The sequence below is a fragment of the Paraburkholderia kururiensis JCM 10599 = LMG 19447 genome, from assembly GCF_003986935.1.
Taxonomy (GTDB): Bacteria; Pseudomonadota; Gammaproteobacteria; order Burkholderiales; family Burkholderiaceae; genus Paraburkholderia; species Paraburkholderia kururiensis.
On record NZ_RJZE01000029.1, the window covers coordinates 69,014 to 96,000 of the forward strand.

Annotated in this window: 34 protein-coding genes and 1 riboswitch; of the genes, 31 read left to right on the top strand and 3 right to left on the bottom strand. The window is 64.6% G+C overall.

Going from position 1 to position 26,987, the window contains the following annotated elements:
- Positions 1 to 95 precede the first annotated feature (95 nt).
- Positions 96 to 650 carry an RNA 2',3'-cyclic phosphodiesterase gene (gene thpR / locus PKKP23_RS28520; RefSeq protein WP_126879340.1) on the top strand — a complete coding sequence of 185 codons (555 nt, stop codon included), beginning with the start codon at positions 96 to 98 and terminating at the stop codon, positions 648 to 650.
- Between the two features lie 86 nt (positions 651 to 736).
- Here the strand turns inward: thpR and PKKP23_RS28525 are convergent, their stop codons facing one another.
- Complete coding sequence (locus PKKP23_RS28525) at positions 737 to 2,470, bottom strand: ABC transporter ATP-binding protein/permease (RefSeq protein WP_126879341.1); 1,734 nt, start codon at positions 2,468 to 2,470, stop codon at positions 737 to 739.
- A 290-nt stretch (positions 2,471 to 2,760) separates the two neighbouring features.
- Positions 2,761 to 2,881: riboswitch (TPP riboswitch) on the top strand.
- A 225-nt stretch (positions 2,882 to 3,106) separates the two neighbouring features.
- Between PKKP23_RS28525 and PKKP23_RS28530 the strand changes: the two genes are divergently transcribed.
- The 20 genes from PKKP23_RS28530 (at position 3,107) to hisA (ending at position 20,001) form a co-directional block, all read left to right on the top strand.
- The gene (locus PKKP23_RS28530; RefSeq protein ID WP_126879342.1) at positions 3,107 to 4,237 is read left to right on the top strand and encodes an FAD-dependent oxidoreductase; all 1,131 of its coding nucleotides are present in this window, start codon (positions 3,107 to 3,109) and stop codon (positions 4,235 to 4,237) included.
- Positions 4,238 to 4,279: 42 nt separating this feature from the next.
- Positions 4,280 to 4,477: a sulfur carrier protein ThiS gene (thiS, locus tag PKKP23_RS28535; RefSeq protein ID WP_126879343.1), complete on the top strand. Its 198-nt coding sequence runs from the start codon at positions 4,280 to 4,282 to the stop codon at positions 4,475 to 4,477.
- 43 nt (positions 4,478 to 4,520) lie between these two features.
- On the top strand, positions 4,521 to 5,336 hold the full coding sequence (locus PKKP23_RS28540) for a thiazole synthase (protein WP_126879344.1): 816 nt from the start codon (positions 4,521 to 4,523) through the stop codon (positions 5,334 to 5,336).
- Positions 5,333 to 6,433 carry a thiamine phosphate synthase gene (gene thiE / locus PKKP23_RS28545; RefSeq protein WP_126879345.1) on the top strand — a complete coding sequence of 367 codons (1,101 nt, stop codon included), beginning with the start codon at positions 5,333 to 5,335 and terminating at the stop codon, positions 6,431 to 6,433. Before PKKP23_RS28540 ends, thiE begins: the two co-directional genes overlap by 4 nt.
- Positions 6,434 to 6,562: 129 nt before the next feature.
- The gene (locus PKKP23_RS28550; protein ID WP_017777209.1) at positions 6,563 to 7,381 is read left to right on the top strand and encodes an ABC transporter ATP-binding protein; all 819 of its coding nucleotides are present in this window, start codon (positions 6,563 to 6,565) and stop codon (positions 7,379 to 7,381) included.
- Positions 7,378 to 8,145, top strand: coding sequence for a lipid asymmetry maintenance ABC transporter permease subunit MlaE (gene mlaE, locus PKKP23_RS28555; RefSeq protein WP_017777210.1), 768 nt, complete (start codon positions 7,378 to 7,380; stop codon positions 8,143 to 8,145). The genes PKKP23_RS28550 and mlaE overlap by 4 nt, the downstream gene beginning before the upstream one ends.
- 90 nt (positions 8,146 to 8,235) lie before the next feature.
- Positions 8,236 to 8,775, top strand: a complete 540-nt coding sequence (gene mlaD / locus PKKP23_RS28560; protein WP_026121930.1) for an outer membrane lipid asymmetry maintenance protein MlaD — start codon at positions 8,236 to 8,238, stop codon at positions 8,773 to 8,775.
- A 20-nt stretch (positions 8,776 to 8,795) separates the two neighbouring features.
- A complete protein-coding gene (locus PKKP23_RS28565; RefSeq protein WP_026121931.1) occupies positions 8,796 to 9,758 on the top strand; it encodes an MlaA family lipoprotein in 963 nt (320 codons plus the stop codon).
- Positions 9,759 to 9,871: 113 nt separating this feature from the next.
- Positions 9,872 to 10,504 (top strand): MlaC/ttg2D family ABC transporter substrate-binding protein, encoded by a 633-nt coding sequence (locus PKKP23_RS28570; protein ID WP_126879346.1) that lies wholly within the window; start codon positions 9,872 to 9,874, stop codon positions 10,502 to 10,504.
- Positions 10,501 to 10,779, top strand: coding sequence for an STAS domain-containing protein (locus PKKP23_RS28575; RefSeq protein ID WP_240659169.1), 279 nt, complete (start codon positions 10,501 to 10,503; stop codon positions 10,777 to 10,779). The genes PKKP23_RS28570 and PKKP23_RS28575 overlap by 4 nt, the downstream gene beginning before the upstream one ends.
- Positions 10,780 to 11,002: 223 nt before the next feature.
- Positions 11,003 to 11,929 (top strand): ABC transporter ATP-binding protein, encoded by a 927-nt coding sequence (locus PKKP23_RS28580; RefSeq protein WP_126879348.1) that lies wholly within the window; start codon positions 11,003 to 11,005, stop codon positions 11,927 to 11,929.
- The gene (locus PKKP23_RS28585) at positions 11,926 to 12,681 is read left to right on the top strand and encodes an ABC transporter permease (RefSeq protein WP_126879349.1); all 756 of its coding nucleotides are present in this window, start codon (positions 11,926 to 11,928) and stop codon (positions 12,679 to 12,681) included. Before PKKP23_RS28580 ends, PKKP23_RS28585 begins: the two co-directional genes overlap by 4 nt.
- 15 nt (positions 12,682 to 12,696) lie before the next feature.
- Positions 12,697 to 12,936 (top strand): BolA family protein, encoded by a 240-nt coding sequence (locus PKKP23_RS28590; protein WP_114814027.1) that lies wholly within the window; start codon positions 12,697 to 12,699, stop codon positions 12,934 to 12,936.
- 111 nt (positions 12,937 to 13,047) lie between these two features.
- The gene (gene murA, locus PKKP23_RS28595; RefSeq protein WP_126879350.1) at positions 13,048 to 14,310 is read left to right on the top strand and encodes a UDP-N-acetylglucosamine 1-carboxyvinyltransferase; all 1,263 of its coding nucleotides are present in this window, start codon (positions 13,048 to 13,050) and stop codon (positions 14,308 to 14,310) included.
- The gene (hisG, locus tag PKKP23_RS28600) at positions 14,307 to 15,005 is read left to right on the top strand and encodes an ATP phosphoribosyltransferase (protein WP_017777219.1); all 699 of its coding nucleotides are present in this window, start codon (positions 14,307 to 14,309) and stop codon (positions 15,003 to 15,005) included. Before murA ends, hisG begins: the two co-directional genes overlap by 4 nt.
- A gap of 27 nt (positions 15,006 to 15,032) precedes the next feature.
- The gene (gene hisD / locus PKKP23_RS28605) at positions 15,033 to 16,352 is read left to right on the top strand and encodes a histidinol dehydrogenase (RefSeq protein WP_126879351.1); all 1,320 of its coding nucleotides are present in this window, start codon (positions 15,033 to 15,035) and stop codon (positions 16,350 to 16,352) included.
- Positions 16,353 to 16,441: 89 nt separating this feature from the next.
- On the top strand, positions 16,442 to 17,512 hold the full coding sequence (gene hisC / locus PKKP23_RS28610; RefSeq protein ID WP_126879352.1) for a histidinol-phosphate transaminase: 1,071 nt from the start codon (positions 16,442 to 16,444) through the stop codon (positions 17,510 to 17,512).
- A 77-nt stretch (positions 17,513 to 17,589) separates the two neighbouring features.
- Complete coding sequence (hisB, locus tag PKKP23_RS28615) at positions 17,590 to 18,177, top strand: imidazoleglycerol-phosphate dehydratase HisB (protein WP_026121934.1); 588 nt, start codon at positions 17,590 to 17,592, stop codon at positions 18,175 to 18,177.
- Positions 18,178 to 18,424: 247 nt separating this feature from the next.
- A complete protein-coding gene (gene hisH / locus PKKP23_RS28620) occupies positions 18,425 to 19,066 on the top strand; it encodes an imidazole glycerol phosphate synthase subunit HisH (RefSeq protein WP_017777223.1) in 642 nt (213 codons plus the stop codon).
- A 182-nt stretch (positions 19,067 to 19,248) separates the two neighbouring features.
- A complete protein-coding gene (gene hisA, locus PKKP23_RS28625; RefSeq protein ID WP_017777224.1) occupies positions 19,249 to 20,001 on the top strand; it encodes a 1-(5-phosphoribosyl)-5-[(5-phosphoribosylamino)methylideneamino]imidazole-4-carboxamide isomerase in 753 nt (250 codons plus the stop codon).
- Here the strand turns inward: hisA and PKKP23_RS28630 are convergent.
- Positions 19,987 to 20,226 (bottom strand): hypothetical protein, encoded by a 240-nt coding sequence (locus PKKP23_RS28630; protein ID WP_126879353.1) that lies wholly within the window; start codon positions 20,224 to 20,226, stop codon positions 19,987 to 19,989. The two genes, hisA and PKKP23_RS28630, sit on opposite strands and share 15 nt — an antisense overlap.
- Here PKKP23_RS28630 and hisF point away from each other — a divergent pair.
- The 8 genes from hisF to tatC all read left to right on the top strand — a co-directional run bounded on the left by hisF (position 20,225) and on the right by tatC (position 24,609).
- On the top strand, positions 20,225 to 20,998 hold the full coding sequence (gene hisF / locus PKKP23_RS28635) for an imidazole glycerol phosphate synthase subunit HisF (RefSeq protein ID WP_026121935.1): 774 nt from the start codon (positions 20,225 to 20,227) through the stop codon (positions 20,996 to 20,998). The two genes, PKKP23_RS28630 and hisF, sit on opposite strands and share 2 nt — an antisense overlap.
- Before the next feature lies 1 nt (position 20,999).
- Positions 21,000 to 21,425: a phosphoribosyl-AMP cyclohydrolase gene (gene hisI / locus PKKP23_RS28640; RefSeq protein WP_017777226.1), complete on the top strand. Its 426-nt coding sequence runs from the start codon at positions 21,000 to 21,002 to the stop codon at positions 21,423 to 21,425.
- Entirely contained in the window at positions 21,422 to 21,787 is a 366-nt protein-coding gene (locus tag PKKP23_RS28645) for a phosphoribosyl-ATP diphosphatase (RefSeq protein ID WP_017777227.1), read from the top strand. The genes hisI and PKKP23_RS28645 overlap by 4 nt, the downstream gene beginning before the upstream one ends.
- Before the next feature lie 131 nt (positions 21,788 to 21,918).
- Positions 21,919 to 22,314: a DUF4870 family protein gene (locus PKKP23_RS28650; RefSeq protein ID WP_017777228.1), complete on the top strand. Its 396-nt coding sequence runs from the start codon at positions 21,919 to 21,921 to the stop codon at positions 22,312 to 22,314.
- A gap of 69 nt (positions 22,315 to 22,383) precedes the next feature.
- On the top strand, positions 22,384 to 22,752 hold the full coding sequence (locus tag PKKP23_RS28655) for a histidine triad nucleotide-binding protein (RefSeq protein ID WP_017777229.1): 369 nt from the start codon (positions 22,384 to 22,386) through the stop codon (positions 22,750 to 22,752).
- A gap of 161 nt (positions 22,753 to 22,913) precedes the next feature.
- Entirely contained in the window at positions 22,914 to 23,147 is a 234-nt protein-coding gene (tatA, locus tag PKKP23_RS28660) for a Sec-independent protein translocase subunit TatA (protein ID WP_114814038.1), read from the top strand.
- 75 nt (positions 23,148 to 23,222) lie between these two features.
- On the top strand, positions 23,223 to 23,795 hold the full coding sequence (tatB, locus tag PKKP23_RS28665; RefSeq protein ID WP_017777231.1) for a Sec-independent protein translocase protein TatB: 573 nt from the start codon (positions 23,223 to 23,225) through the stop codon (positions 23,793 to 23,795).
- A gap of 34 nt (positions 23,796 to 23,829) precedes the next feature.
- Positions 23,830 to 24,609, top strand: a complete 780-nt coding sequence (tatC, locus tag PKKP23_RS28670) for a twin-arginine translocase subunit TatC (protein WP_017777232.1) — start codon at positions 23,830 to 23,832, stop codon at positions 24,607 to 24,609.
- A 55-nt stretch (positions 24,610 to 24,664) separates the two neighbouring features.
- Here tatC and PKKP23_RS28675 read toward each other — a convergent pair whose 3' ends face one another.
- Complete coding sequence (locus PKKP23_RS28675) at positions 24,665 to 25,879, bottom strand: Do family serine endopeptidase (RefSeq protein WP_017777233.1); 1,215 nt, start codon at positions 25,877 to 25,879, stop codon at positions 24,665 to 24,667.
- A gap of 19 nt (positions 25,880 to 25,898) precedes the next feature.
- On the opposite strand from PKKP23_RS28675, the gene PKKP23_RS28680 reads away from it, so the two are divergent.
- A complete protein-coding gene (locus PKKP23_RS28680; RefSeq protein ID WP_126879354.1) occupies positions 25,899 to 26,645 on the top strand; it encodes a Nif3-like dinuclear metal center hexameric protein in 747 nt (248 codons plus the stop codon).
- 203 nt (positions 26,646 to 26,848) lie between these two features.
- Positions 26,849 to 26,987, top strand: a 139-nt coding sequence (locus PKKP23_RS28685; RefSeq protein ID WP_275094587.1) for a ubiquinol-cytochrome c reductase iron-sulfur subunit N-terminal domain-containing protein, incomplete at its 3' end; no start/stop codon positions are given.

The following is a 26,987-nucleotide window of genomic DNA, read 5'->3' on the forward strand; positions in this document are numbered from 1 at the left end:
TTTGTTGCCTTCCGCTTATTGCCTTCTTTCCGCGCCAGCCTCGCACACGGCGTTGCGGATAAGATCACGCTGTGTACGACAGCCGGTCGCCGACAATGCTCGATCACGACACCCGCGCCGCCGAAGGGTGGCAACGCTGCTTCATCGCGCTCTCGCCCGATGCGGCCACGCGCGAGGCGCTGGCTGCGGTGTCCGTACCGCCGGACTCGCGACGCGTGCCCGACGGGCAGCTTCATCTCACGGTGACCTTCATCGGTGCGCTTCGGGCAGACACGGCCGACGCGCTCGCCGCCGCCTTGCACGCGAGCACCGCGCCGCTTGCGCCGGCTGCGTTCGAACGCGTCGAGTGCTGGCCGGGCACAGCGCATCCGCGATTGCTGGTGGCTACGCTGGCAATGTCCGATGACTTCGTGGCGCTCGACTGGCGCGTGCGCTCGCTGATGATCGAACTAGGCTTGCCCGTGGATGCACGGGCCTTTCGGCCGCACATCACGCTCGCGCGCTTCGCCCGGGGTGCGACTGCCGCGACGATTCCCGCCGACGCTCGCCTGCCGCCGTTCGCGCGCTTCGAATCGCTAGTGCTGTATTCGAGCACGCTCGCGCGGCAAGGGGCGCGGTATCAGGCGCTGGCGAGCGTGGCGGTGGGGTGAGTTTTTTTGCTCGATGCGGTTGGTCAACCTCGCTGCGCGTGCCGGTCCCGGTGTACGGTCGCCGCGGCGCGCGCATATCCGCAGTTTCAGGCCGCCGCTCTCTCGATGGCGGGTTCCACGAACAGCGTCTGGTCGTGGAACGCTTCCAGCGACTTCCTGTGAGCAACGCTGACGATCGCTACGTCAGGTAGCCGCTGGTTGAGCAACGTGTAAATCGACGCCTCGTTGTCGGGATCGAGCGAGCTCGTTGCCTCATCGAGGAACAGGAAGTCTGGCCGATGCAGCAGTGCACGCACTGCGGCGAGGCGTTGCTGTTCTCCGGGTGAGAGCGTGCGTTCCCAATGCGCTGATTCTTCGAGCCGATGCGCGAGGGCGGCGAGATTGCACGCCGTGAGCGCTTCGCGGCAGGCCTCATCCGTGAAAGTATCAGCGTTCGACGGATAGGCCAGCGCTGCCTTCAACGTGCCGATCGGAATGTAACTACGTTGCGGGAGGAACATCAGCTTCGCACCCACCGGTGTCTCGATTACACCCTCTCCAAACGGCCACAGCCCTGAAAGTGCACGCATCAACGTACTCTTGCCCGAGCCGGAGGGCCCTCGCACCAGCCAGCGCGATTTCGGCGCGATAGAGAACGAGCCGATGTTTGCGAGGGGAGCGCCATTGGGATACAGCAGGCGTAGGTCCCGAACGTCGATGCACTTCTCGTCGGTCATGCGGATGTTAATGCCGCCATGCTCAGTGCCGCCGACCACCGACTCGCGCAGATGCTGTTCGATCATGACGCGCCGGAATTCCCGGAGACGATTTACGGTTGCGCGCCACGCAGCGAGCGAATCGTAGTTGTTGATGAACCACGAGAACGAATCGCTGACGGTACCGAACGCGCCGGTCACCTGCTGATAGACGCCGAACGAAATGGCGTGCGAAAAATACTTGGGTGCGGCGGCGATATAAGGAAACACCACTGCCAATTGCCCATAGGTGATGGTCACGATGTTCAGGCGCCTCGTGTATCGCATGATGAGACGCCAGTTGTCGCGGATATGGTCGAACACGCCCTTCAACGCCTTCTCTTCCGATTCTTCGCCTTGGTATAGCGCGATCGGTTCTGCATTTTCCCGGATTCTGATGAGCGTGAAGCGGTAGTCGGCTTCTACGCGTTGTCGCTGGTAGTTGATCGAGACGAGTGGGTGGTTCACCTTGTGGGTGACATACGATCCCACCATCGCGTAAATCAGTGCCGCCCAGACCATGTAGCCTGGAATCGATATGGTGGCGCCGAAGACGGCGAAGGAGAGAGGGCCCGAGATATTCCACAGGATGACGACGAACGAGAACAGGGTCACCGTCGTCGAGAGCAATCCGAGGGACAATTGCAGCGTTGTGCTCGCGAGGTCCTGCAAGTCGACCGAAACGCGTTGGTCCGGGTTGTCGGCGAGATTGTCGCGCTCGATCCGGTAGTACGTGCGCTCGCCAAGCCATTCCCGCTGATACTTCGTCGTGAGCCACGCCCGCCAGCGAAACTCGAGCATTTGCTGAAAATACGTCCGATATGAGCCAAGCAGGATCAGGGCGAGCGCGATCACCGTAAACTGCAGTAGCGCCTTGATGAAGACTGGGTAGTTGTACTGCTGGATGGCGTCGAAGAACGTGCGCTGCCAACTGTTGAACCACACGTTGGCGGCCACCATGGTCATGTTCATTGCGATCACGAGCACGAGCAGACCTCGGGCTCGCCATCGGTCTTCCGAGACCCAGTATGGTTTGATGAGCTGCCAGGCGGTGATATCGGCGGATTCTGCCGGTTTTGCAGTCATACGCGTCCCTTTGAAACGGAATGGCTCTGCGAGCGTATGCGTCGCGGGCGTGTAACGAATGCTGCCTGCGCGCACGCACCTCGAGTGCGGGATTGTGCGCAGCTTGCGTTAAACGCAACTTAAGACGCTGCCGGTGCGGCGAGGGCTGCATCGCGTATGGCATCTAACAGCAACAGCGCGTGCCATTGTGCCAGAGCCCGCCCCCCGCTCCATATTCGGCGGCCCTGCCGCGCGCCCTGCGGCGTCCTGCCTCGTTTGCGGCGGTTCTGTCTTTTATGGTCTAATGGCCGCTGACGAAACAGGGGTGCTTCGCGTCGGCCGGCAGCACGCGGCGGTCAGCGACGAGGCTGAGAGAGACCCTTCGCACCCGATCCGGGTAATACCGGCGCGGGAAGTTTCGGGAAAGTCCCGCTGGATGCCCATGCGTCCAGTCTCCCGCCGGGCGGCGCTCCTTCATCACATATCGGAGTACGTCCGGCCGGCCTCGCCAGCCGGTTTCGTCCTTGTGTACGTGTGCAGCCTGCCGTACGGAAAGGATACGATGACCGCTCATTCTCCAGTTCTTTGCTTTCACCGGCGCGTTTGTCGCGCTGTCGCGCGTATGGTCACGCAACGCGGGTCGTTTGGAGCGGGCTCATGAGCGCCGCTGTCCGACCGGATTTCGCCGTGGTCGGCGGCGGGCTCTGTGGCCGCCTCGTCGCGTGGCAGCTTGCCGGCGCGGGACATCGCGTGGCGCTTTACGATCGCGGTGACGCCGACGGCAGCAGCTCGGCCGCGTGGGTGGCTGCCGCCATGCTCGCGCCGCTTGCGGAGGCCGCCGTCGCCGAAGTGCTCATTACCGAACTCGGCGTGGCTTCGCTGGAAAGCTGGCCGCGCATCCTGGCCGAATTGCCCGAACCCGTTTTCTTGCAGCGCAACGGGACGCTCGTCGTCTGGCACCATGCCGACCGCGCCGAGGCGCCGCTGTTCGAGCGGCGCGTTCGCGCCAATGCGCCGGTGGGGCTCGTCGAAGGTGGGTTCGTCCCGCTGGCGGGCGCCGAGATAGGCGACGCGGAACCGGCGCTCGCTGGTCGTTTCGCGAAAGGATGGCTGCTGCCCAACGAAGGTCAGCTCGACAACCGCCAGGCCTTGCGCGCGCTCGCGGCCGGGCTTGCGCAGCGCGGGGTCGATACGCATTGGAACAGTGCGGTCGAGGGCACGGCGTATCCCGACGCGCGTGTCGTGATCGACTGCCGCGGGTTGGGCGGCAAGCCGGTCTGGCCCACGCTGCGCGGCATTCGCGGCGAGGTGGCGCGCGTGCACGCACCGGGCATTTCGCTTATGCGCCCCGTGCGGCTGCTGCATCCGCGCTATCCGATCTATATCGCTCCCAAGCAGGACGACGTGTACGTGATCGGCGCGACGGAGATCGAAGGCGAAGACATGTCGCCCGTCAGCGTGCGCTCGGCGCTGGAACTGCTGAGCGCGGCGTTTTCGGTGCATCCGGCCTTCGGCGAGGCGCGCATCCTGGAACTGAACTCGCAATGCCGTCCGACCTTGCCCGATCACCGGCCCGCGCTCGTTTGGGATGGCGCACGCACTTTGCGCGTCAACGGCCTGTATCGGCACGGCTACATGATCGCGCCGGAAGTGGCCAACGCAGCAGCGCGCTTCGCACAGACGCTGCTTGACGGCAGCATCGCGGATGCCGATGCGTTCGCGCAGTGGCGCAGCGACGCCCGCTGGTCCAGCCTTTTTCATCTCGAGCACGCCGAGGAGCCGGTCTGAACGCGATCGAGCCCGCGTGAGCGAACCGACAGAAAGCGAACCATGGATATACACGTGAACCAGAAGCCGTTTTCGTTGCCCGACGGCGCGACCGTCGCCGACGCGCTCGCCGCGTTCGGCGCGCATCCGCCGTTTGCGGTGGCGCTGAACGGCGATTTCGTCGCGCGCGCGCAGCATGCGGCGCGAGTGCTCCAGCCCGGCGACCGGCTGGATGTCGTTACCCCTGTCGCGGGCGGCTGAGCGGCGCCGCACCTTCGCCGTCATCTGCAAAGGATTGTCTGCCATGACCACCTCCATTCCCGCCGACGCGCTCACGCTCTACGGCGAAACCCTCGCGAGCCGCGTGTTGCTCGGCACGTCGCGTTACCCGTCGCTGCAATCGCTGTCGCGCTCCATCGAGGCCGCGCGCCCCGGCATGGTGACCGTCGCGCTGCGCCGGCAAATGACCGAAGGCGGCGCGGAAGCCGGCTTCTTCGATTTGCTCAAGCGCCATGCCGTGCCGCTTCTGCCGAACACGGCCGGTTGCCAGACGGTGGCCGAGGCGGTGACGACCGCGCACATGGCGCGCGAGGTGTTCGATACCGACTGGATCAAGCTCGAACTGATCGGCGACGACTACACGCTGCAGCCGGACCCGGTCGGGCTGATCGAAGCGGCCGCCCGGCTCGTGAAGGACGGCTTCAAGGTGCTGCCGTACTGCACCGAAGATCTCGTGATCGGCCGGCGTCTGCTCGACGCGGGCTGTGAGGCGCTGATGCCGTGGGGCGCGCCCATCGGCACCGGCAAAGGCGTGATGAATCCGTACGCGATGCACGTGCTGCGCGAGCGGCTGCCCGATGTACCGCTCATCGTCGATGCGGGGCTCGGCGTGCCGTCGCACGCGTGCCAGGTGATGGAGTGGGGCTTCGACGGCGTGCTGCTGAACACGGCCGTGTCGCAGGCGACGCATCCGGAGGCGATGGCGCGCGCCTTCGCGCTCGGCGTGGAAGCCGGGCGCGAGGCCTACCTTGCCGGGCCGATGGCCGAACGGCAGACGGCGCAGGCGAGCACGCCCGTGGTGGGCATGCCGTTTTGGCATCAGGATGGGAGTGCAGCATGACCGAAAGATTGCCCTTGCCGGCGCGCGAGCTGTTCTGGCCGCCCGCCGATGAATTGACCGAGGCCGTCGAGCGCATCCGCGCCCGTCTTGGCGACTGGCCGCCCACGCATGCGCCCTGGCGCGTCTGCCTGACGGCTCCAGACGAGCCGAACGGCGGCGACCTGATCGTCGTGTCGAATGCATCGCACGCGGGCGAACACCTCGCGAGCTGGCTCGTGCGCGGCGCCGGCGTGATCGAAGCAGCCGAAGGACGCGCCACGTTGCATCTGGGCGGCGAACGCTATGCGCTCGAAGGCCACCTCGCCGAAGACTGGATACCCGCGCTCGCAGCGTTCCTCGATTGCGGCTTCGATCCCCACGATGCGCTGACGCTTGCAATGGCCTGGCGCGACGGCGACGAACGGACCGCAGCCGACGCCTGGCCGAAGGACCTCGCGCGCTTTCCACGCGTGACCGGGTTGCCCGCTACGCCGGCGCAACCGTTCCCCGCGTGTCCCGCGCGCCTGGGGCTCTATCCCGTGCTGCCCACGGCCGACTGGGTGGAGCGCGTGCTCGACTACGGTGTGAAGACCGTGCAACTGAGGCTCAAGCAGGCCGAGCCAGACGTGCTGAAGGCGGAGATTGCGCGCTGCGTGGCGGCCGGTCGCCGGCACGACGCGCAGGTATTCATCAACGATCACTGGCGCGAAGCGATCGAGGCGGGCGCGTACGGCGTGCATCTCGGCCAGGAAGACCTGCGCGTGGCCGACTTCGATGCGATTGCCGCGGCTGGACTGCGGCTTGGGCTCTCGACGCACAGCTATTACGAGATGCTCACGGCGCTGCACTTCCGGCCCAGCTACATCGCGCTCGGTGCGGTGTTTCCCACCACCACGAAGGTCATGCCCACGGCGCCGCAAGGGCTCGTGCGGCTTGGGCGCTATGTCCAGTTGCTGGGTGGAGTGGTGCCGCTCGTGGCGATTGGCGGCATCAGCGGCGATTTGCTGCCTGAGGTTCTTGCGACGGGCGTGGGCTCGGCGGCGGTCGTGCGTGCCGTGACGGAGGCCGCCGACCCTGTGGCCGCTGTTGCTGCATTGCAGCGGGAGTTTACGCAATAATCGTCCGACCAGACATCTGGCCTTAACCTCTCGATGTTTAGATTTGGTTAAGCGGGCGGGGCACGTCGCGGCAGCAACTTCATGATGGCCCTATAATTCGGCCTTCGTGTAAAAGGATTGTCAGCCCACGTGCCTTCTTCTTCTGAGACCCTTCTCGAGCTTCGCGACGTCGATTTCGGTTACGGCGACCGGCTCGTCCTCTCCGGACTGAACATGCGCTTCGCGCGTGGCCAGGTGGTAGCGGTCATGGGCGGCTCGGGCGGCGGCAAGACCACGGTGCTGCGGCTCATCGGCGGCCTCGTGCGCGCCCAGCGCGGCCAGGTGCTGTTTCACGGGGAGGACGTCGGCGCGCAGACGCGCGAAGGCCTCTACGCCTTGCGGCGCAAGATGGGCATGCTGTTCCAGTTCGGCGCGCTGTTCACCGATATGTCGGTGTTCGAGAACGTCGCGTTCGCGCTGCGTGAGCACACCGACCTGCCCGAAGAACTGATCCGCGACCTCGTGCTGATGAAGCTGAACGCAGTGGGCCTGCGCGGCGCGCGCGACCTCGCACCGTCCGAGGTGTCGGGCGGCATGGCGCGGCGCGTGGCGCTTGCCCGCGCCATCGCGCTCGACCCTGAACTCATGATGTACGACGAACCGTTCGCCGGCCTCGACCCGATTTCGCTCGGCATCACGGCGAATCTGATCCGCACGCTCAACCACGCGCTCGGCGCGACCTCGATTCTCGTCACGCACGACGTGCCGGAATCGTTCGCGATTGCCGACTACGTCTACTTTCTCGCGAACGGCCGGGTACATGCGGAAGGCACGCCTGATCAACTGCGCGCATCGAGCGACCCCACCGTTCGCCAGTTCATCGACGGCGCGCCGGACGGCCCGTTCCGCTTTCATTACCCCGCCGCCAGCCTCGGTGCGGATTTCGGCATGGGCGGGGGGAGCGCATGATCAGTCTGATCGGAAGCCGCGTCATCGCGGGGCTCGTGCGCGCCGGTTACGGCACGAGGCTCTTCCTGCGCCTGCTGCTCGAGTTCTTCCCGTTGCTGCGGCGTCCGCGCCTCGTGACGAAGCAGATTCATTTCGTCGGCAACTACTCGATCGTGATCATTGCGGTATCGGGCCTGTTCGTCGGCTTCGTGCTCGGTCTGCAGGGCTACTACACGTTGAATCGCTACGGCTCCGAGCAGGCGCTCGGTCTGCTCGTCGCGCTTTCGCTCGTGCGTGAACTCGGGCCGGTGGTCACGGCGCTGCTCTTCGCGGGCCGCGCGGGCACGTCGCTCACGGCCGAGATCGGTCTGATGAAGGCAGGCGAGCAACTTACCGCGATGGAAATGATGGCCGTCGACCCGGTTCGCGTGGTGATCGCGCCGCGCATGTGGGCTGGCGTCATTGCGATGCCCGTCCTCGCGGCCATTTTCAGCGCCATTGGCGTGCTGGGCGGCTACGTGGTGGGCGTGCTGCTGATCGGCGTCGATTCCGGTGCGTTCTGGTCGCAGATGCAGGGCGGCGTAGACGTCTGGAGCGACGTGGGCAACGGCGTGATCAAGAGTGTCGTGTTCGGTTTCGCCGTCACGTTCGTGGCGCTGTTCCAGGGCTACGAGGCAAAGCCGACGCCTGAAGGCGTATCGCGGGCCACGACGAAGACAGTGGTGTATGCCTCGCTCGCGGTGCTCGGCCTCGATTTCCTGCTGACCGCATTGATGTTCAGCTAGCGCGGCATGCGCCGCGCGGCCTGTGGAGCGCCTGAGCGCGCCCCGCCGCCCGGCGCTGTGCCGCAGCAACGGTTTCTCATTGGGATGACGATGAAAAAGACTGCTCTCGACTTCTGGGTCGGCCTGTTCGTGGTGGCGGGCTTCATTGCGCTGCTGTTCCTTGCGCTGAAAGTCGGCAACATGAGCTCGCTGTCGTTTCAGGCGACCTATCCGGTCAAGCTCAAGTTCGACAACATCGGCGGGCTGAAACCGCGTGCGCCGGTGAAGAGCGCGGGCGTGACAGTGGGCCGCGTGGCGTCGATCAACTTCGACACGAATACGTACCAGGCGCTCGTCACGATCGATCTGGACAAGCAGTACCAGTTCCCGAAGGACACCTCGGCCAAGATCCTCACCTCGGGTCTGCTGGGCGAGCAGTACATCGGGCTCGAGCCGGGCGGCGACAGCGAAATGCTGAAGGCCGGCGACACGATCGCCATGACGCAGTCGGCCATCGTGCTCGAGAACCTGATCGGGCAGTTCCTGTACAGCAAGGCGGCGGACTCGGGGGCCGCGAAGCCCGCCGCAGGCGCAGCACCACCCGCCCCGGCGGCGCCCGCTGTGGCGGCGCCTGCCTCCGGCACCCAATAAGAACACGGAGAACAAGAACGATGAAAAACGCACCCATTCGTCGCACTGCGCTGGCTCTTGGGGTGGTCGCACTGGCAGGCTGCTCGACGGTGCAGACGCCGACGAAGGAAGACCCGCTCGAAGGCCTGAACCGCACGATCTTCACCTTCAACGACAAGGTAGACCAGTACGCGCTCAAGCCCGTGGCGCGCGGCTATGTCAAAGTCACGCCGCAGCCCGTGCGCGACAGCGTCACGAATTTCTTTTCGAACATCGGCGACGTCTATATCGCTGCCAACAACCTGCTGCAGTTGAAGATCACGGACGGCGTGGAAGACATCATGCGCATCGTGATCAACACGGTGTTCGGCGTGGGCGGCCTGTTCGACGTGGCCACGCTCGCGAAGCTGCCCAAGCACAACCAGGATCTGGGCTTGACGCTCGGCCATTACGGCGTGCCCGCGGGCCCGTACCTCGTGCTGCCGTTGTTCGGGCCGAGCACGGTGCGCGACGCCGTGGGTTCCATCGGCAACTATTATGTGAACCCGCTCAGCTACATCGATCCGCCCGGCCTCAGCTGGGGTCTTTACGGTCTCAACATCGTGAATACGCGCGCGAACCTGCTGGGCGCGGGCGACGTGCTGGAAGCGGCCGCCATCGACAAGTATTCGTTCGTGCGTAACACGTATCTGCAGCGGCGCCAGTCGCTGCTGTCCGACGGGTCCTCCGCCGCGTTGCCGAACTACGACGAAGGTGCACCGCTGCCGAAGTACGAAAACGTCGAGGACGGCGCCGCACCGGCCGCAGGCGCATCCAGTGCTGCCGCAGCGGCGGCCGCCAGCGGTGCTGCTGCGCCTGCGGGCGCTTCCGGTACGGCGGCCAATGCTTCGCCCGCATCGGATACGGCCGTACCGGGTCTTGTGCCCGGAACCGAAACGACGGTGCCGGCCGGCCAGATCGTGCCGCCCGCCCGTTTCGGCTATCCGTCGCTCAAACTGCACTGAGCGGGCACCGTAACACCTGGAAACGACTGTCGCAGTTTGCGTATGGAGCCGGCCAGAACTTGCGTGCTATCGTCGGCTCCAATAACTGCGTTTTTCCAACAGCAGGAACCCACATGAAAAAGTTCTTCCTCATTCCGCTGCTTCTCGCGTTCTTTTCTTTCACTGGCGTCGCGTCCGCGCAGAGTTCGGACACCACCTCGCCTGACGGCCTGATCAAGACGGTCACCACGCAGGTCATGGATACGATCCGCGGCGACAAGTCCATCCAGAAGGGCGATATCAGCGAGATCACGAAGCTCGTCAACGAAAAGATCCTGCCCTACACGGATTTCCGCCGCACCACGCAGCTCGCCATGGGCCGCGCGTGGCGCACGGCCACGCCGGAACAGCAGGCCCAGCTCGTCGACCAGTTCAAGATGCTGCTGATTCGCACCTATGCCGGCGCGCTTGCCCAGGTTCGCGACCAGCAGATCCAGTACAAGCCGTTCCGTGCGAATCCTGACGATACGGACGTCGTCGTGCGCTCGGTGGTTATGAACAACGGCTCGCCGGTCGAGCTCGACTATCGTCTGTACAAGACGCCGCAAGGCTGGCGCGTGTATGACATCAACGTGCTGGGCGCATGGCTGATCCAGGCCTACCAGCAGCAGTTCAACGAGAAGATCCAGCAAGGTGGCGTGGACGGTCTGATCCAGTTTCTCACGCAGCGTAACCAGCAGCTGGCATCGGGCAAGGTCTCGTCGTGAGTCGCTTCGAAACCGGCGGCGCGCTGATCCACGCGAGTGCGAACGCCGCGCTTGCGGCTGGCCTCCAACGCATTGCCGCCGGCGCCACGGTGGTGGACTGCACGCCGCTTACCCAGTTCGATTCGTCGGCGCTTGCCGTGTTGCTCGCATGGCAGCGCGCCGCGACGAAGCGCGGCGCGGCGCTCGAAATCGTCAATCTCCCCACGGGGCTCGCCAGCCTCGCGCAGGTCTACGGCGTCGACACGCTACTCACGTCGCAACCCGCCCGACATTGATGCCCGGCACCGGCGCACGCCGGGCCGGGCCGCCTCCTTCCTCTGCTGCTTCTCCAGATTCCCCATGCGGGCGAGGGCATGCCACTTTGCCCTATAATCAAGCGTTTTTTTGGGGCTTCAGGCCGCGTGAGCTGGCCCCAAAAGCATGCGGTTACAGCAGACCTTTGCACCACACCTATCGCACCTATCAGGCGCCGCCGCCCTGCGAAGCGGCGCACCAGTCATGCCAGCCATAGAAATCCGCAACGTCAGGAAGCGCTTCAAGGAGTTGCAGGCGCTCAAGGGCGTCAGTCTCACGGTAGAAGAAGGCGAATTCTTCGGGCTGCTCGGCCCGAACGGCGCGGGCAAGACCACGCTCATCAGCATTCTCGCGGGGCTCTCGCGCGCCGACGAAGGCACGGTGAAGGTACTGGGCCACGACGTGGTGAGCGACTTTCGCGCCGCGCGGCGCGCGCTCGGGGTCGTTCCGCAGGAACTCGTCTTCGATCCGTTCTTCACGGTTCGCGAAACGCTGCGCATCCAGTCTGGCTACTACGGCCTGCGCAACAACGACGCCTGGATCGACGAGGTGATGGCTAACCTCGACCTCACCGAGAAGGCGGACGTCAACATGCGCGCTCTCTCGGGCGGCATGAAGCGCCGCGTGCTCGTAGCGCAGGCGCTGGTGCACCGGCCGCCCGTCATCGTGCTCGACGAACCCACGGCGGGCGTGGACGTCGAGCTGCGTCAGACACTCTGGAAATTCGTATCGCGCCTGAATCGCGAGGGACACACCATCGTGCTCACGACGCACTATCTGGAAGAAGCCGAGGCGCTGTGCGATCGCATTGCGATGCTGCGGCGCGGTGAAGTGGTCGCCCTGGACCGTACGAGCGCCTTGCTGCAGCGCTTCGCGGGCATGCAGCTCTTCGTGCGTTTTGCGACCGGCGTGCTACCCGCCGAACTGCGCGCGCTCGAAGTGGACCCCACCAACGTACAGGGACACCAGCATCTGCTGCGTCTGTCGAGCTACGACGACGTGGAACGCATCCTCGCACAGTGCCGCGCGGCGGGCTGCACGTTCGACGAAATCGAAGTCCGCAAGGCCGATCTCGAAGACGTGTTCGTGCAGATCATGAACGGTCCCGAAGTGGTCGAGGGGCTGGCATGAGCGGATTTCGCACCCTCTTCTACAAGGAAGTGCTGCGCTTCTGGAAGGTGTCGTTCCAGACCGTGCTGGCACCCGTCATCACCGCGCTGCTTTATCTCACCATCTTCGGCCACGCACTGCGCGACCACGTCCAGGTGTATGCGGGCGTCGAGTACACGAGCTTCCTGATACCCGGCCTCGTGATGATGAGCGTGCTGCAGAATGCGTTCGCCAATAGCTCGTCGTCGCTGATCCAGTCGAAGATCACGGGCAACCTCGTGTTCGTGCTGCTGCCGCCGCTGTCGCACTGGGAGATGTTCGGTGCTTACGTGCTGGCTTCCGTCGTGCGCGGCCTCGCGGTGGGCGCAGGCGTATTCGTGGTGACGATCTGGTTCATTCCGGTGAGCTTCGCGGCGCCGCTCTACATCGTGCTGTTCGCGCTGCTCGGTTCGGCGATTCTCGGCACGCTCGGGCTTATCGCGGGCATCTGGGCCGAGAAGTTCGATCAGCTCGCCGCATTCCAGAACTTTCTCATCATGCCGCTCACGTTCCTTTCGGGCGTGTTCTACTCCACGCACACGCTGCCGCCCGTGTGGCGCGAGGTGTCGCGGCTCAATCCGTTTTTCTACATGATCGACGGCTTTCGCTATGGCTTTTTCGGCGTGTCGGACATCGACCCGCTCGCAAGCCTTGCGATCGTCGCCGGTTTCTTCGTGGCGCTTGCCGTGCTCGCGATGCGCATGCTCGCATCCGGCTACAAGCTGCGTCACTGACGAGGAGCCTCTTCCATGTTGCCGACTCCCGAGCAGATCAAGCAGTACATCGCGGCTGGCCTCGCCTGCCAGCACCTCGAAGTCGAGGGCGACGGTCAGCATTTCTTCGCGACCATCGTTTCGGCGAATTTCGAGGGCAAGCGCCTCATTCAGCGACATCAACTCGTGTATGCCGCCCTCGGCGACCGCATGCGCGAGGAAATCCACGCGCTCAGCATGAAAACCCTGACGCCTGCCGAATGGCAGAACGCATAATCTGGAACATCAGTGCGAATCACACAGGAACAAGGCGACGCCGCGAGCGGCGCCGCGAACGAACAACGTTCGACGCCGGCCGCGGGCCGGGCAGAAGAGGAAACCAGAGGTATGGACAAACTCGCGATAGTCGGGGGCCGCAGGCTCGCAGGTGAGATCACCGTTTCGGGCGCGAAGAACGCGGCGCTGCCCATCCTGTGCTCGAGCCTGCTCACGGCGGATCCGGTGGATCTCGACAACGTGCCGAATCTGCAGGACGTGCGCACCACGCTCAAGCTGCTCGGCCAGATGGGCGTGCGCACCGAATACGCGGACGGCCGCGTGCATCTGGATGCATCGAAGGTCGACAACCTCGTCGCGCCGTACGAGCTGGTGAAGACCATGCGCGCGTCGATTCTCGTGCTCGGTCCGCTCGTGGCGCGCTTCGGCGAGGCCAAGGTGTCGCTGCCGGGCGGCTGCGCGATCGGTGCGCGTCCGGTGGACCAGCACATCAAGGGCCTGCAGGCGATGGGTGCCGAGATCAACATCGAGCACGGCTTCATCGAAGCCCGCGCGAAGCGTCTGAAGGGCGCGCGCATCATCACGGACATGATTACCGTGACGGGCACCGAAAACCTGCTCATGGCCGCGGTGCTGGCCGATGGCGAAACGGTGATCGAAAACGCCGCGCGCGAGCCCGAAGTGGGCGACCTCGCCACGCTGCTCGTCCAGATGGGCGCGAAGATCGAGGGCATCGGTACGGACCGCCTCGTGATCCAGGGCGTCGAACGCCTCTCGGGCGCGTACCACAAGGTGATTCCGGACCGCATCGAGGCCGGCACGTTCCTGTGCGCGGTCGCGGCCGCGGGCGGCGACGTCGTGCTGCGCCGCGTGCGTCCGCGGATTCTGGACGCCGTGATCGACAAGCTGCGCGAAGCGGGCGTGAGCATCGAGGAAGGCGACGACTGGATGCGCGTGCGCATGGAGGCGCGTCCGCGTGCCGTCAACGTGCGCACTTCCGAATATCCGGCGTTCCCGACCGACATGCAGGCGCAGTTCATGGCGCTCAACGCGATTGCGGACGGCACGTCGCAGGTCGTCGAGACGATCTTCGAAAATCGCTTCATGCACGTTCAAGAACTGAACCGGCTGGGCGCGAACGTGACCATCGACGGCAATACGGCGCTCGTGAACGGCGTGGGCAAGCTTTCGGGCGCCAAGGTGATGGCCACCGACCTGCGCGCATCGGCAAGCCTCGTGATCGCGGGCCTCGTGGCCGAAGGCGAGACGCTGATCGATCGCATCTACCATCTGGACCGCGGCTACGACCGTATGGAAGCGAAGCTCACGGCGGTGGGCGCCGAAGTGAGACGTATCAAAGGGAGCGCGGCATGAGTTCGGTGCCGCAAACGTCGTCGTCGAGTGCGGCGAGCGCGCCGCTGACGCTCGCGCTTTCCAAGGGCCGCATCTTCGAAGAGACGATGCCGCTCCTCGCCGCGGCCGGTGTACACGTGACGGAAGACCCGGAAACCTCGCGCAAGCTGATCCTGCCCACGAGCGATGCCAACGTGCGCGTCATCATCGTGCGCGCAACCGATGTGCCGACCTACGTCGAATACGGCGCAGCCGACTTCGGCGTAGCCGGCAAGGACGTGCTGCTCGAACACGGCGGCAGTGGTCTGTATCAGCCCATCGACCTCGACATTGCGCGCTGCCGCATGTCGGTGGCGGTGAAGGCCGGCTTCGACTACGCGAGCGCGGTTCGCCAGGGCGCACGCCTGCGCGTGGCGACAAAATACGTGAACACCGCGCGCGAGCACTTCGCGGCCAAGGGCGTGCACGTCGATCTGATCAAGCTCTACGGCTCGATGGAACTGGCACCGCTCGTCGGTCTTGCCGATGCGATCGTCGATCTGGTGAGCTCGGGCGGCACGCTGCGCGCGAACAATCTTGTCGAGGTCGAGGAGATCATGAATATCTCCTCGCGCCTCGTGGTGAACCAGGCCGCGCTGAAGCTCAAGCGCGCGGCGCTGCGCCCGTTCATCGACGCGTTCGAACGCGCGTCGCGGCGCGCAGCGGACGCCGCCTGAACGCGGCCGAAACGGACGGATATCAACATGGCTATCAGCATTCGCAAACTCGATTCCAGCGCCAACGGGTTTCGCGACGCGCTGCACGCGGTGCTCGCGTTCGAGGCGAGCGAAGACGAAGCGATCGAGCGCTCCGTTGCGCAGATTCTCGCGGACGTGAAGTCGCGCGGTGATGCGGCGGTGCTCGAATACACCAACCGCTTCGACCGCCTCGCGGCGTCGAGCGTGGCTGCGCTCGAACTGCCGTTCGTGGAGCTCGAGGCGGCGCTCGAAGGGCTGGAGCCCAAGCAGCGCGCGGCGCTCGAAGCCGCGGCGGCGCGCGTGCGGGCTTACCACGAGAAGCAGCGTATCGAATGCGGCAGCCATAGCTGGCAATACACCGAAGCCGACGGCACGGTGCTCGGCCAGAAGGTGACGCCGCTCGATCGCGTCGGCATTTATGTGCCGGGCGGCAAGGCGGCGTATCCGTCGTCGGTGCTGATGAACGCGATTCCGGCGCGCGTGGCCGGCGTGCGCGAAATCGTGATGGTCGTGCCCACGCCCGACGGCGTGAAGAACCCGCTCGTGCTGGCAGCGGCGCTGCTGGGCGGCGTGGATCGTGTGTTCACGATCGGCGGCGCGCAGGCGGTGGGTGCGCTTGCCTACGGCACGGCGTCGGTGCCCGCGGTGGACAAGATTTGCGGGCCGGGCAATGCGTATGTGGCCTCGGCCAAGCGCCGCGTGTTCGGCACGGTGGGCATCGACATGATCGCCGGCCCCTCCGAAATCCTCGTGCTCTGCGACGGCACCACGGACCCGCGCTGGGTCGCGATGGACCTGTTCTCGCAGGCCGAACACGACGAGCTGGCGCAGTCGATCCTGCTGTGTCCCGACGAGGCGTTCATCGGTCGCGTGGAAGATGCGATCACGGAGCTGCTGCCCATCATGCCGCGGGCCGACGTGATCCGCGCCTCGCTCGAAGGGCGGGGCGCGCTCGTCAAGGTGCGCGACATGGAAGAAGCGTGCGCGATTGCCAACGAGATCGCGCCGGAGCACCTCGAAATCTCCGCGCTGGAACCGCAGCAGTGGGCCAACGAGATCCGTCACGCGGGCGCCATTTTCCTTGGCCGTTACACGAGCGAAAGCCTGGGCGACTACTGCGCCGGCCCGAACCACGTGCTGCCTACGTCGCGCACCGCGCGCTTTTCGTCGCCGCTCGGCGTCTATGATTTCATCAAGCGTTCGAGCCTGATCGAGGTGAGCGCCGAAGGCGCGCAGACGCTCGGCGAGATCGCTGCGGAACTCGCGTACGGCGAAGGGCTGCAGGCCCACGCGCGCAGTGCCGAATACCGCATGAAGCACAACTGACGCGCAGACAGAGACAGCAACCCCGGCGGCGCGCAGCGTGTGCGGCCGCCCTGTGAGACCGGCTTCCTCCCACGGACCGGTCCCCCACCATGACTACACCACAAGACATCATTCGCCGCGACGTGCTCGCCATGACGAGCTACCCGGTACCGGACGCGAGCGGCTTCGTGAAGCTAGACGCGATGGAGAACCCGTTCGCGCTGCCCGAGGCGCTCGCGGCGAAGCTCGGCGAGCACCTGGCCGCTGTCGCGCTCAATCGCTATCCGGCGCCGCGCCCGGAAGCGCTGATCGCGAAGATCAAGCGCACGATGAACATTCCGGCCGAGTGCGACGTGCTGCTCGGCAATGGGTCGGACGAGATCATCAGCATCATCAGCACGGCGTGCGCGAAGCCTGGTGCGAAGATTCTCGCGCCGGTGCCCGGCTTCGTGATGTATCAGGTGAGTGCGAAGCTCGCGAACGTGGAATTCGTGGGCGTGCCGCTCAAGGCCGACTTCACGCTCGACGTCGATGCGATGCTGGCCGCGATCGCGGAGCATCAACCCGCCGTGGTCTGGCTCGCCTATCCGAACAATCCCACGGGCACGTTGTTCAACGACGGCGAGATGGAACGCATCATCGCGGCGGCGACGAAGAGCCTCGTCGTGATCGACGAGGCTTACCAGCCGTTTGCGCAGCACAGCTGGATGCCGCGCGCCGCAGCGTTCGACAACGTCGTCGTGATGCGCACGGTTTCGAAGCTTGGCCTCGCCGGCATCCGGCTCGGCTATCTGGCGGGCCTGCCCGCGTGGCTCAACGAGTTCGACAAGGTACGTCCCCCGTACAACGTGAACGTGCTGACCCAGGCGGCGGCCGACTTCCTGCTCGATCACGTGGACGTGCTCGACGCTCAAGCGGCCCAATTGCGCGACGAACGCACGAAGCTGGCGGCAGCCGTCGCGCAGCTGCCCGGCGCGGAGGTGTTTCCGAGCGCGGGCAATTTCCTGCTGGTGCGCGTGCCCGATGCGGCGGCAACCTTCGAGACGCTCCTCACCGCGCGGGTGCTGATCAAAAACGTGAGTAAAATGCACCCATTGCTGGCAAATTGCGTGCGCCTGACGGTGGGGTCCCCCGACGAAAACGCGCAGCTTCTCGCAGCCCTGAAACTCATATTGCACTGACTGGCTGACCGCTCGTGAAGCGAGTGGTCGCCGTTTTGCCTCTCATCTCCCTATTTGGCTCGACTGAAGAAATGACCATGCGCGTGGCGGAAGTCGTTCGCAACACCAGCGAAACGCAGATCCGTGTGAAGATCGACCTCGACGGCACGGGCCAGCAGAAGCTGGCCACCGGCGTGCCGTTTCTCGACCACATGCTCGACCAGATCGCGCGGCATGGTCTGGTTGATCTGGACATCGAGGCGCATGGCGACCTGCATATCGACGACCACCATACTGTCGAAGACGTCGGCATCACGCTGGGCCAGGCGGTGGCGAAAGCCGTGGGCGACAGGAAGGGCATTCGCCGTTACGGCCACGCCTACGTGCCGCTCGACGAGGCGCTCTCGCGTGTGGTGATCGACTTTTCCGGCCGTCCGGGCCTCGAATTTCACGTTCCGTTCACGCGCGCACGCATCGGCACGTTCGACGTGGACCTGTCGATCGAATTCTTTCGCGGCTTCGTGAATCATGCCGGCGTGACGCTTCATATCGACAATCTGCGCGGGCTCAATGCCCACCATCAGATGGAAACCGTGTTCAAGGCGTTTGGCCGCGCGCTGCGCATGGCCGTCGAAATCGACGAACGTGCAGCGGGGCAGATTCCGTCCACCAAGGGCAGCCTCTAGGATTGCGCGAGCCGGCGTCCCAGGCGCGTGCGCCGAAATGGGGCGCCGTAGCGCTGGGACTTACTCGGCGTTGCGTGCGCGCTGTGATTGGACGTCCGGCCGGATAACCGTAAAGCAGTACAGACGGCAGGTGGCCCTGGACCAGCAAGACGCGCGCTGCACCATCCGCCGTCAGCAGCAAACATTGACATTCCCGGCACAGCTTCCAGCTATGCTGTCGCCAGACAAGGCCGCGGCCTGATTCGACATGAAGACTTCGATTGCGATTGTGGATTACGGAATGGGCAACCTGCGCTCGGTTGCCCAGGCGCTGAAGAAAGCGGCGCCGGAAGCCGACGTGGCTATCGTCGACCGGCCCGAGGCGATTCGCGCCGCAGACCGCGTCGTGCTGCCCGGCCAGGGTGCGATGCCTGACTGCATGCGCTGCCTCGGCGAATCGGGGCTGCAGGAAGCCGTGATCGCAGCGTCGCGTGAAAAGCCGTTGATGGGCGTTTGCGTGGGCGAGCAGATGCTGTTCGACTGGAGCGCCGAGGGCGACACGCCTGGCCTCGGCCTGCTGCCCGGCAAGGTGGTGCGCTTCGAGCTGGAGGGCCAGTTGCAGGACGACGGGTCTCGCTTCAAGGTGCCGCAGATGGGCTGGAACCGCGTGCGTCAGACGCAACCGCATGCCATGTGGGACGGCGTGCCCGACGGCAGCTTCTTCTACTTCGTGCATAGCTACTACGTGGTGCCCGACAACGAGGCGCACACGGTAGGCGAGACGGTGTACGGCGTGACCTTTACCTCGGCGGTGGCGCGGGATAACATTTTTGCGACCCAATTTCACCCCGAAAAGAGCGCCGAGGCCGGATTGCGGCTGTATCGCAACTTCGTGCAATGGAATCCATAAGCGCGTTCGGCCACCCGTGGCGGCAACCGGTTTCTGCCGGAATGCCGCGTGTCCAAACCGGCGTGACGCCTGCAAGGGCGCCGAAAGACTTGTACTAAACTAGCGAAACGTCGTCCCGACGGGCTGTATGTGCCCGTCAAGGGCGGCGGTACCCAAATTCTTCCCAGACAACACCGATTGCTATGCTGCTGATTCCGGCCATCGATCTCAAAGACGGTCAATGTGTGCGCCTCAAACAGGGCGATATGGACCAGGCGACCATTTTTTCCGAGGAACCGGCAGCCATGGCGCGGCATTGGGTCTCCCGCGGCGCACGGCGGCTCCACCTCGTGGACCTGAACGGCGCGTTTGCCGGCAAGCCGAAGAACGAGGAGGCCATCCGCGCGATCATCGCGGAAGTGGGCGACGAAATTCCGGTGCAGCTGGGCGGCGGCATCCGCGATCTGGACACGATCGAGCGGTATCTCGACGACGGCCTTTCGTACGTGATCATCGGTACGGCCGCAGTGAAGAACCCGGGCTTCCTGCAGGAAGCGTGCACGGCGTTTGGCGGCCACATCATCGTCGGGCTCGATGCGCGCGACGGCAAGGTTGCCACGGACGGCTGGAGCAAGCTCACGGGCCACGAAGTGATCGACCTCGCACGCAAGTTCGAAGACTACGGCTGCGAGTCGATTGTCTATACGGACATTGGCCGGGACGGCATGCTCCAGGGCATCAACATCGAAGCAACCGTGCGCCTCGCGCGCGCCGTGAAGATTCCGGTGATCGCGAGCGGCGGCCTTTCGAATCTGGGCGACATCGACGCGCTGTGCGAAGTCGAGGACGAAGGCATTGAAGGCGTGATCTGCGGCCGCGCGATTTACTCCGGCGATCTGGACTTCGCGGCAGCTCAGGCCCGCGCGGACAGCCTGCGCGAATCAGACGACGCCTGAGGCGCGGCTCGCGCCGCGGCGGCGGTATTCGGCGGGCTGCACATAGGCTGCCCACGAGCGGCACACGATACGCTCGATACGTCGTCTACAGGCGGCGAGAAAACGGCACGAAACGGTGCGAAACGACGCGATAAGCGCCCCGGCACAGGCACCGAAAACCGTCTCAAACAACGCCTTATCACGCGGCACAGCGCCGCACGGCTCACCACTGGCACGATCGATCATGGCTCTGGCTAAACGCATCATCCCCTGTCTCGACGTCACGGCTGGACGCGTGGTCAAGGGCGTCAACTTTGTCGAACTGCGCGACGCCGGCGACCCGGTCGAAATCGCCCGCCGCTACGACGAGCAGGGCGCCGACGAGCTCACCTTTCTCGACATCACCGCCACCTCCGACCAGCGCGATCTGATCCTGCCGATCATCGAAGCGGTCGCCTCGCAGGTGTTCATTCCGCTCACCGTGGGCGGCGGCGTGCGCACCGTGGAAGACGTGCGGCGCCTCCTGAACGCGGGCGCGGACAAGATCAGCATGAACTCGTCGGCGGTTGCGAATCCGCAGCTCGTGCGCGATGCCACCGGCAAGTACGGCTCGCAGTGCATCGTCGTGGCGATCGACGCGAAACGTGTCTCGGCCGAGGGCGAAACGCCGCGCTGGGAGGTGTTCACGCACGGTGGGCGCAAGCCGACCGGCCTCGACGCCGTGCAGTGGGCGCAGCAGATGGCCGAGCACGGCGCGGGCGAAATTCTTCTCACCAGCATGGACCGCGACGGCACGAAGAGCGGTTTCGACCTCGCGCTCACGCGCGCCGTGTCGGACGCCGTGCCGGTGCCGGTGATCGCGTCGGGCGGGGTCGGTTCGCTCAAGGACCTCGCCGACGGCATCACCGAAGGTCACGCGGACGCCGTGCTGGCCGCGAGCATCTTCCACTACGGCGAGCACACCGTGGGCGAGGCCAAGCGCTTCATGGCCGAGCGCGGCATTTCGGTGAGGTTGTGACGTGACGAACGCACCGGCAACGCAGGCGAGCGAGGCAAGCTGGCTCGACAAGGTTCACTGGGACGCGAACGGACTCGTGCCCGTGATCGCCCAGGAAGCTGCCACGGGCGACGTGTTGATGTTCGCGTGGATGAACCGCGAGGCGCTCGCGAAGACGGTCGAAACGGGCCGGGCGGTGTACTTCTCGCGCTCGCGGCAGCGGCTGTGGTTCAAGGGCGAAGAGTCGGGGCACGTACAGCACGTGCACGAAGTACGGCTCGACTGCGACGAGGACGTGGTGCTGCTCAAGGTCGAGCAGGTCTCCGGCATCGCTTGCCACACCGGCCGCCACTCCTGCTTTTTCCAGAAATTCGAAGGCACGGCAGACGACGGCGAGTGGGTCGCGGTCGATCCCGTGCTGAAAGATCCCGAACACATCTACAAATGACGCAATCCACCACCGACACGCTGCTGCGCCTCGCGGCCGTGATCGATAGCCGCAAGGGCGGCGACCCCGACGTTTCGTACGTGTCGCGCCTTTTCCACAAGGGCGACGATGCAGTGCTCAAGAAGATCGGCGAGGAGGCCACCGAAGTGGTGCTCGCCGCCAAGGACGTGCGTCAGGGCGGCGCGCCCACAAGCCTCGTGGGTGAAGTCGCGGACTTGTGGTTCCACTGCCTCGTCATGCTTTCGCATTTCGACCTGAGTCCGGCCGACGTGCTGGCTGAGCTGGAGCGCCGGGAAGGGCTGTCCGGGCTCGAGGAAAAGGCGTTGCGCAAGAGCCGCGAGCGCGAGCAGAACGGCGACTGAAGCCGGCTTCTGCACGAGCACGCCGCTAGCGGACCACAAGCGCACGCGGTTTTGACGCTGCCGGGATGCAGCCGGGTGCGCGGCTGCTACCATCTTCAATACCAGCTTGCCATCGCAACAGGGAGACAAAGATGGAGCAATCGCCCGGCGGATATCCGCCTCCCTCGTACCACAACGCGCTGGACGCGGATCGCCTGCGCGGCCTGCGTACGCTCACGCACGTGCTCTACGCGCTCTACGCCGTGTATTGGCTCACCGGCGGCATCTCGGTGCTGGTCGCGATCATCATCAATTACCTGAAGCGCGGCGACGTGGCCGGCACGCCGTACGAACAGCACTTCGAGTGGCAGATCCGCACCTTCTGGATGGGACTGATCGCTCATTTGATCGGCCTCGCGCTCATCATCGTCGTGATCGGCATTCCGATTTTGTGGGCTGTTGCCATCTGGACGTTGTACCGTATTATCAAGGGCTGGCTGTTTCTGTACGACAACAAACCCCTGCTGAACCCGCGCGGGTGGTTCTGACCGGTCGTTGCCAGCCACCTTGCGTCCCTATTTGCACACAGCGTGCCCCAAAGCGCATCAGGAATACCCATGAGTCACGACCGCAGCAGCTGTCTTTTCTGCAAGATCGCCGATGGCGCGATTCCCAGCAACCGCGTCTATGAGGACGACGAATTCCTCGCCTTTCGCGATATCCGTCCGGCGGCCGAAACGCACGTGCTCGTGATCCCGCGCCAGCACATCGCCACGCTCTCCGATTGCACCGAAAGCGACGCCCCTCTGCTTGGTAGAATGTTTGTGCTGGTCGCGCGCATCGCAAAGGAGCTGGGTGTGTCCTACACCGGCGGCGAAACCGGTTTCCGGACGGTGGTCAACGTGGGTCCCGGTGGCGGGCAAGAGGTATACCATCTGCACGCGCATATCCTGGCGGGGCCGCGTCCGTGGCAGCGCATGGGCTGAAGGTCGCGGCACGACACGGTTGGTACACGTGCGCGAGGCATGATGGCTGCGTTCAGTACGAAGAGCATTGAAGGAGCTTTTGAGGCTCCAGGTCCGGCAACCGTCCGGATCGTCAATCGCCGCGCCAAAGCGCGGCAGCGGGGTTAAGGAGAGTTTTGATCATGGGTTCGTTGAGTATCTGGCACTGGCTGATTGTTCTGCTGATCGTGGCGCTCGTGTTCGGCACGAAGAAACTGCGCAATATCGGCAGCGATCTGGGCGGTGCGGTGAAGGGCTTCAAGGAAGGCATGCGCGACGCCGACGCGCCGTCGGATGCGCAAAAGCGCGAGCTGCCGGAATCGAACACGGTGGACGTCGACGCGAAGGAAAAAGCGCGTTCGGGCGACTCGCGCTAAGGTTTCGCACGGCGCCCGCCTTAACGGCGTACGCCTTTTCCCTTTCCTGTTCCGGACTGACGGAAGCTTCCATTCATGCTGGACCTCGGTCTCACCAAGATGGCGCTGATCGGCGTCGTCGCGCTCGTTGTTCTCGGGCCAGAGCGGCTGCCGCGTGTCGCACGCACGGCAGGTGCGCTGTTCGGTCGCGCGCAGCGTTACATCAACGACGTGAAGGCGGAAGTCACGCGCGAAATCGAACTCGACGAACTGCGTCGCATGAAGACTGAGTTCGAAAACGCGGCGCAGAACGTGGAGACCACCATCCACGACAACCTGCGCAAGCACGAAACCGAGTTGAACGAGGCATGGAACGCAGGGACGTCGGTTTCGCCGAGTGTGGCGGGCGGTGCAGATCCGGCCGCGCTGGGTGGCGACACCTCCGGTACCACGGGCGGCAGCACCGGCAGCTTCTGGAACAACAGCCTGGTATCCACCGGCGGATCGAGGCGCAGCCGGGGCGGCAAGAGTTGGCGCGTCAAAACGACTGCCACGCCGGTATGGTACAAACGCGCCACGCTGCGCCGCACGCGCGTGCAGTCGGGTGCCGCGCGCGTCGCACGGCACACGCCCGAAAGCCTGCGCCGCCCTACGCGCTTCTTCTTCTGATGTCCCGAGCGACCATCTCCAACCGAGGGCCGGTGTGAGCGACCCCCAGCATAACCAGCACGAAGGCACTGAAGAGACCTTCATCTCCCATCTCGTCGAACTGCGCGACCGCATCATCCGGGCCGGTATTGCCGTCATTGTCGTGTTCGTGGGGCTTGTCTACTGGGCACCGGACATCTTCAAGCTGCTCGCGCGGCCGCTCATGCAGAACCTGCCGAAAGACGGAAAGATGATCGTCACCGACGTCACCGGCTCGTTCTTCGTGCCCATGAAGGTGACGATGATGGTCGCGTTCGTCATCGCGCTGCCTGTGGTGCTGTACCAGATCTGGGCGTTCATCGCGCCCGGGCTCTACCAGCACGAAAAGCGGCTCGTGGCACCGTTGGTGGTAAGCAGCTATTCGCTCTTCCTGTGCGGCATGGCGTTCGCGTATTTCGTGGTGTTTCCCACCATCTTCCGCGTGATGGCGCACTACAACGCGCCGCTGGGCGCGGAGATGACCACCGACATCGATAACTACCTGAGCTTCGTGCTCACCATGTTCCTCGCGTTCGGGGTGACGTTCGAGGTGCCCATCGTCGTGGTGCTGCTGGTGCGCATGGGTGTGCTTTCGGTGAAGAAGCTGAAGGAGATCCGGCCTTACGTGATTGTGGGCGCGTTCGTCGTGTCCGCGGTCGTGACGCCGCCCGACGTCTTTTCCCAACTGATTCTCGCGGTGCCCCTCATCGTTTTGTACGAGGCGGGGATTATTGCCGCGCGGCTCTTCGTCTCGAAGCCCGCGCCGGCTGCCGACAGCAGCGAAGCGGCCAACTGAAGCGGAGGGCGCCCACTTAGTTCTCCCGCCCGGGCCGCCCTTTCATCCGAATTCCTCAGCCCCCGTCGTCCGAGCCGTCGTCCTGATCGGATTGCTGCTTCGGCGGCGGCGGCCGCTTGCCGATCATCACGTCGAGGTCCAGCGGCCGGTTCTTGCGCACGAGGTGCACCTTCGCGTCCGTGCCCGGCTTGATCTGCGCGATCACGTTGAGCAGGCGCGTGGTGTCCGTGATCTCTTCCCCGTTCACGCTCAGCAGGATGTCGCCGGGCTTGATGCCGGCCTTGTCCGCGGGGCCGTCGCGCAGCACGCCGGCCACAATCGCGCCGGACTTCTGGTCGAGACCGAACGACTCCGCAATCTCCGGCGTCACGTCCTGCGGCTCCACGCCAATCCAGCCGCGCGTCACCGTACCCGTCGTGATGATGCTTTCCAGCACGCTGCGCGCCGTGGAAACCGGAATGGCGAAGCCGATGCCGAGCGAGCCGCCCGAGCGCGAGTAAATGGCCGTGTTGATGCCGAGCAGGTTGCCGTTCACGTCGACAAGCGCGCCGCCCGAGTTACCCGGATTAATGGGCGCGTCGGTCTGGATAAAGTTTTCGAATGTGTTGATGCCGAGGTGATTGCGACCGAGCGCGCTGATGATGCCCATCGTCACCGTCTGGCCGACGCCGAACGGGTTGCCGATGGCGAGCACCACGTCGCCCACACGCGTCTGGTTCATGCGACCAAGCGTGATGACCGGCAGATTCGGCAGATCGATCTTCAGCACGGCGAGGTCCGTTTCGGGGTCCACGCCGATCACTTTTGCGGTAGTGGTGCGTCCGTCGGAGAGCGCGATCTCGATCTGGTCGGCGCCGTCCACCACGTGCTGGTTCGTTAGAATGTAACCTTCCGGGCTCACGATGACGCCCGAACCGAGATTCGCCGCCGGCTGGTCCTGTTGCTTGCGGCTGTTGTTGCGGTCGCCGAAGAAGTAGCGGAACAGCGGGTCTTTGGCGCGCGGGTCCGGCGGCAGGGAGCCGTCCTTGCTGGAAAACACGTTGACGACCGCGGGCATCGCTTTCTGGGCCGCGTCGGCATAAGAGCCCTGTGCCGGGCCGTTGCCGATGCCTGGCGCCACTTCCCGCAACGCGACAATAGGCGCGGCGAGTTGCTTGCCGAATTGTCCCTGACGCTGCAGCCACTGCGGTTTCAGCGTCGCGATAATGAACATCAGCGCGAGCAATACCGTCACCGCCTGGGCGAAGAACAGCCAAAAGCGTCTAAGCATCTGAAGATAGAGGAATTATATGGATCGCATCGAACTGGAATTGTATCTGAACAATCTTCTCGATATTGCGCGGTTCAAGGACTATTGCCCGAATGGGCTCCAGGTGGAAGGCCGGCGCCGCATCGAGAAAATCGCCACCGGTGTCACCGCGTCGCTCGCGTTCGTCGAAGCCGCGCTGGAGTGGGGCGCTGACGCGCTACTCGTCCATCACGGCTACTTCTGGCGCAATGAGCAGCCGCAAATCACGGGCCGCAAATACCGGCGCCTGCGCGCGCTACTCGCCAACGACCTCAATCTGTTCGCCTATCACCTGCCGCTCGACGACCATCCCGAGTACGGCAACAACGCGCAACTGGGCGCGCGGCTCGGCCTGATCGGCGAGACGCGTTTCGGCGAGAACGGTATCGGCTGGATGACGACTCTGCCCATGCCCGTCACCCTCGCTCACTTCGTGGCGCAGGTCGAGCACACGCTGGGCCGGGCGCCACTCGTGCTGGGCGACCCAGACTGGGAACTGCGGCGCATCGCGTGGTGCACGGGCGGCGCGCAGGGCTACTTCGACGACGCCATCGAGGCCGGCGCGGACGTCTACCTGACAGGCGAAATCTCGGAGCAGACCACCCATACCTCGGCCGAAAGCGGCGTCGCGTTCGTTGCCGCAGGGCACCACGCCACCGAACGCTTCGGCGTACAGGCGCTCGGTGCGCATTTGTCCGAGGCTTTCGACATCGAGCATGTCTTTATCGATATCCATAATCCCGTCTGATTGGCAAAAATTTACCGGAACGCAGAACGCGCTTAAAAGCACGATAGAAAAAGTTTGCTGTGCGTGCGGGAAAACCCTGATTTTTCAAGCACTTCGCACGCTTTTTGGAGGCCGGGCCTTGTAAATGGCGACTCCATTCGAGCACACTAGCGGCGGTAGAACGGCGTGACGGAAAAAATCCAACTCAGAAGTGGGGCGATGTGATGCGAGACAAAGAAGATGACCGCGTCGACAGCAGCCGCCGTACGTGGCTGATAGCGACGTCCGTAGCAGGTGGCATAGGAGGCGTGGCCACTGTCGTACCCTTCGTTAGTTCGTTTGCACCATCGGAGAAGGCCCGTG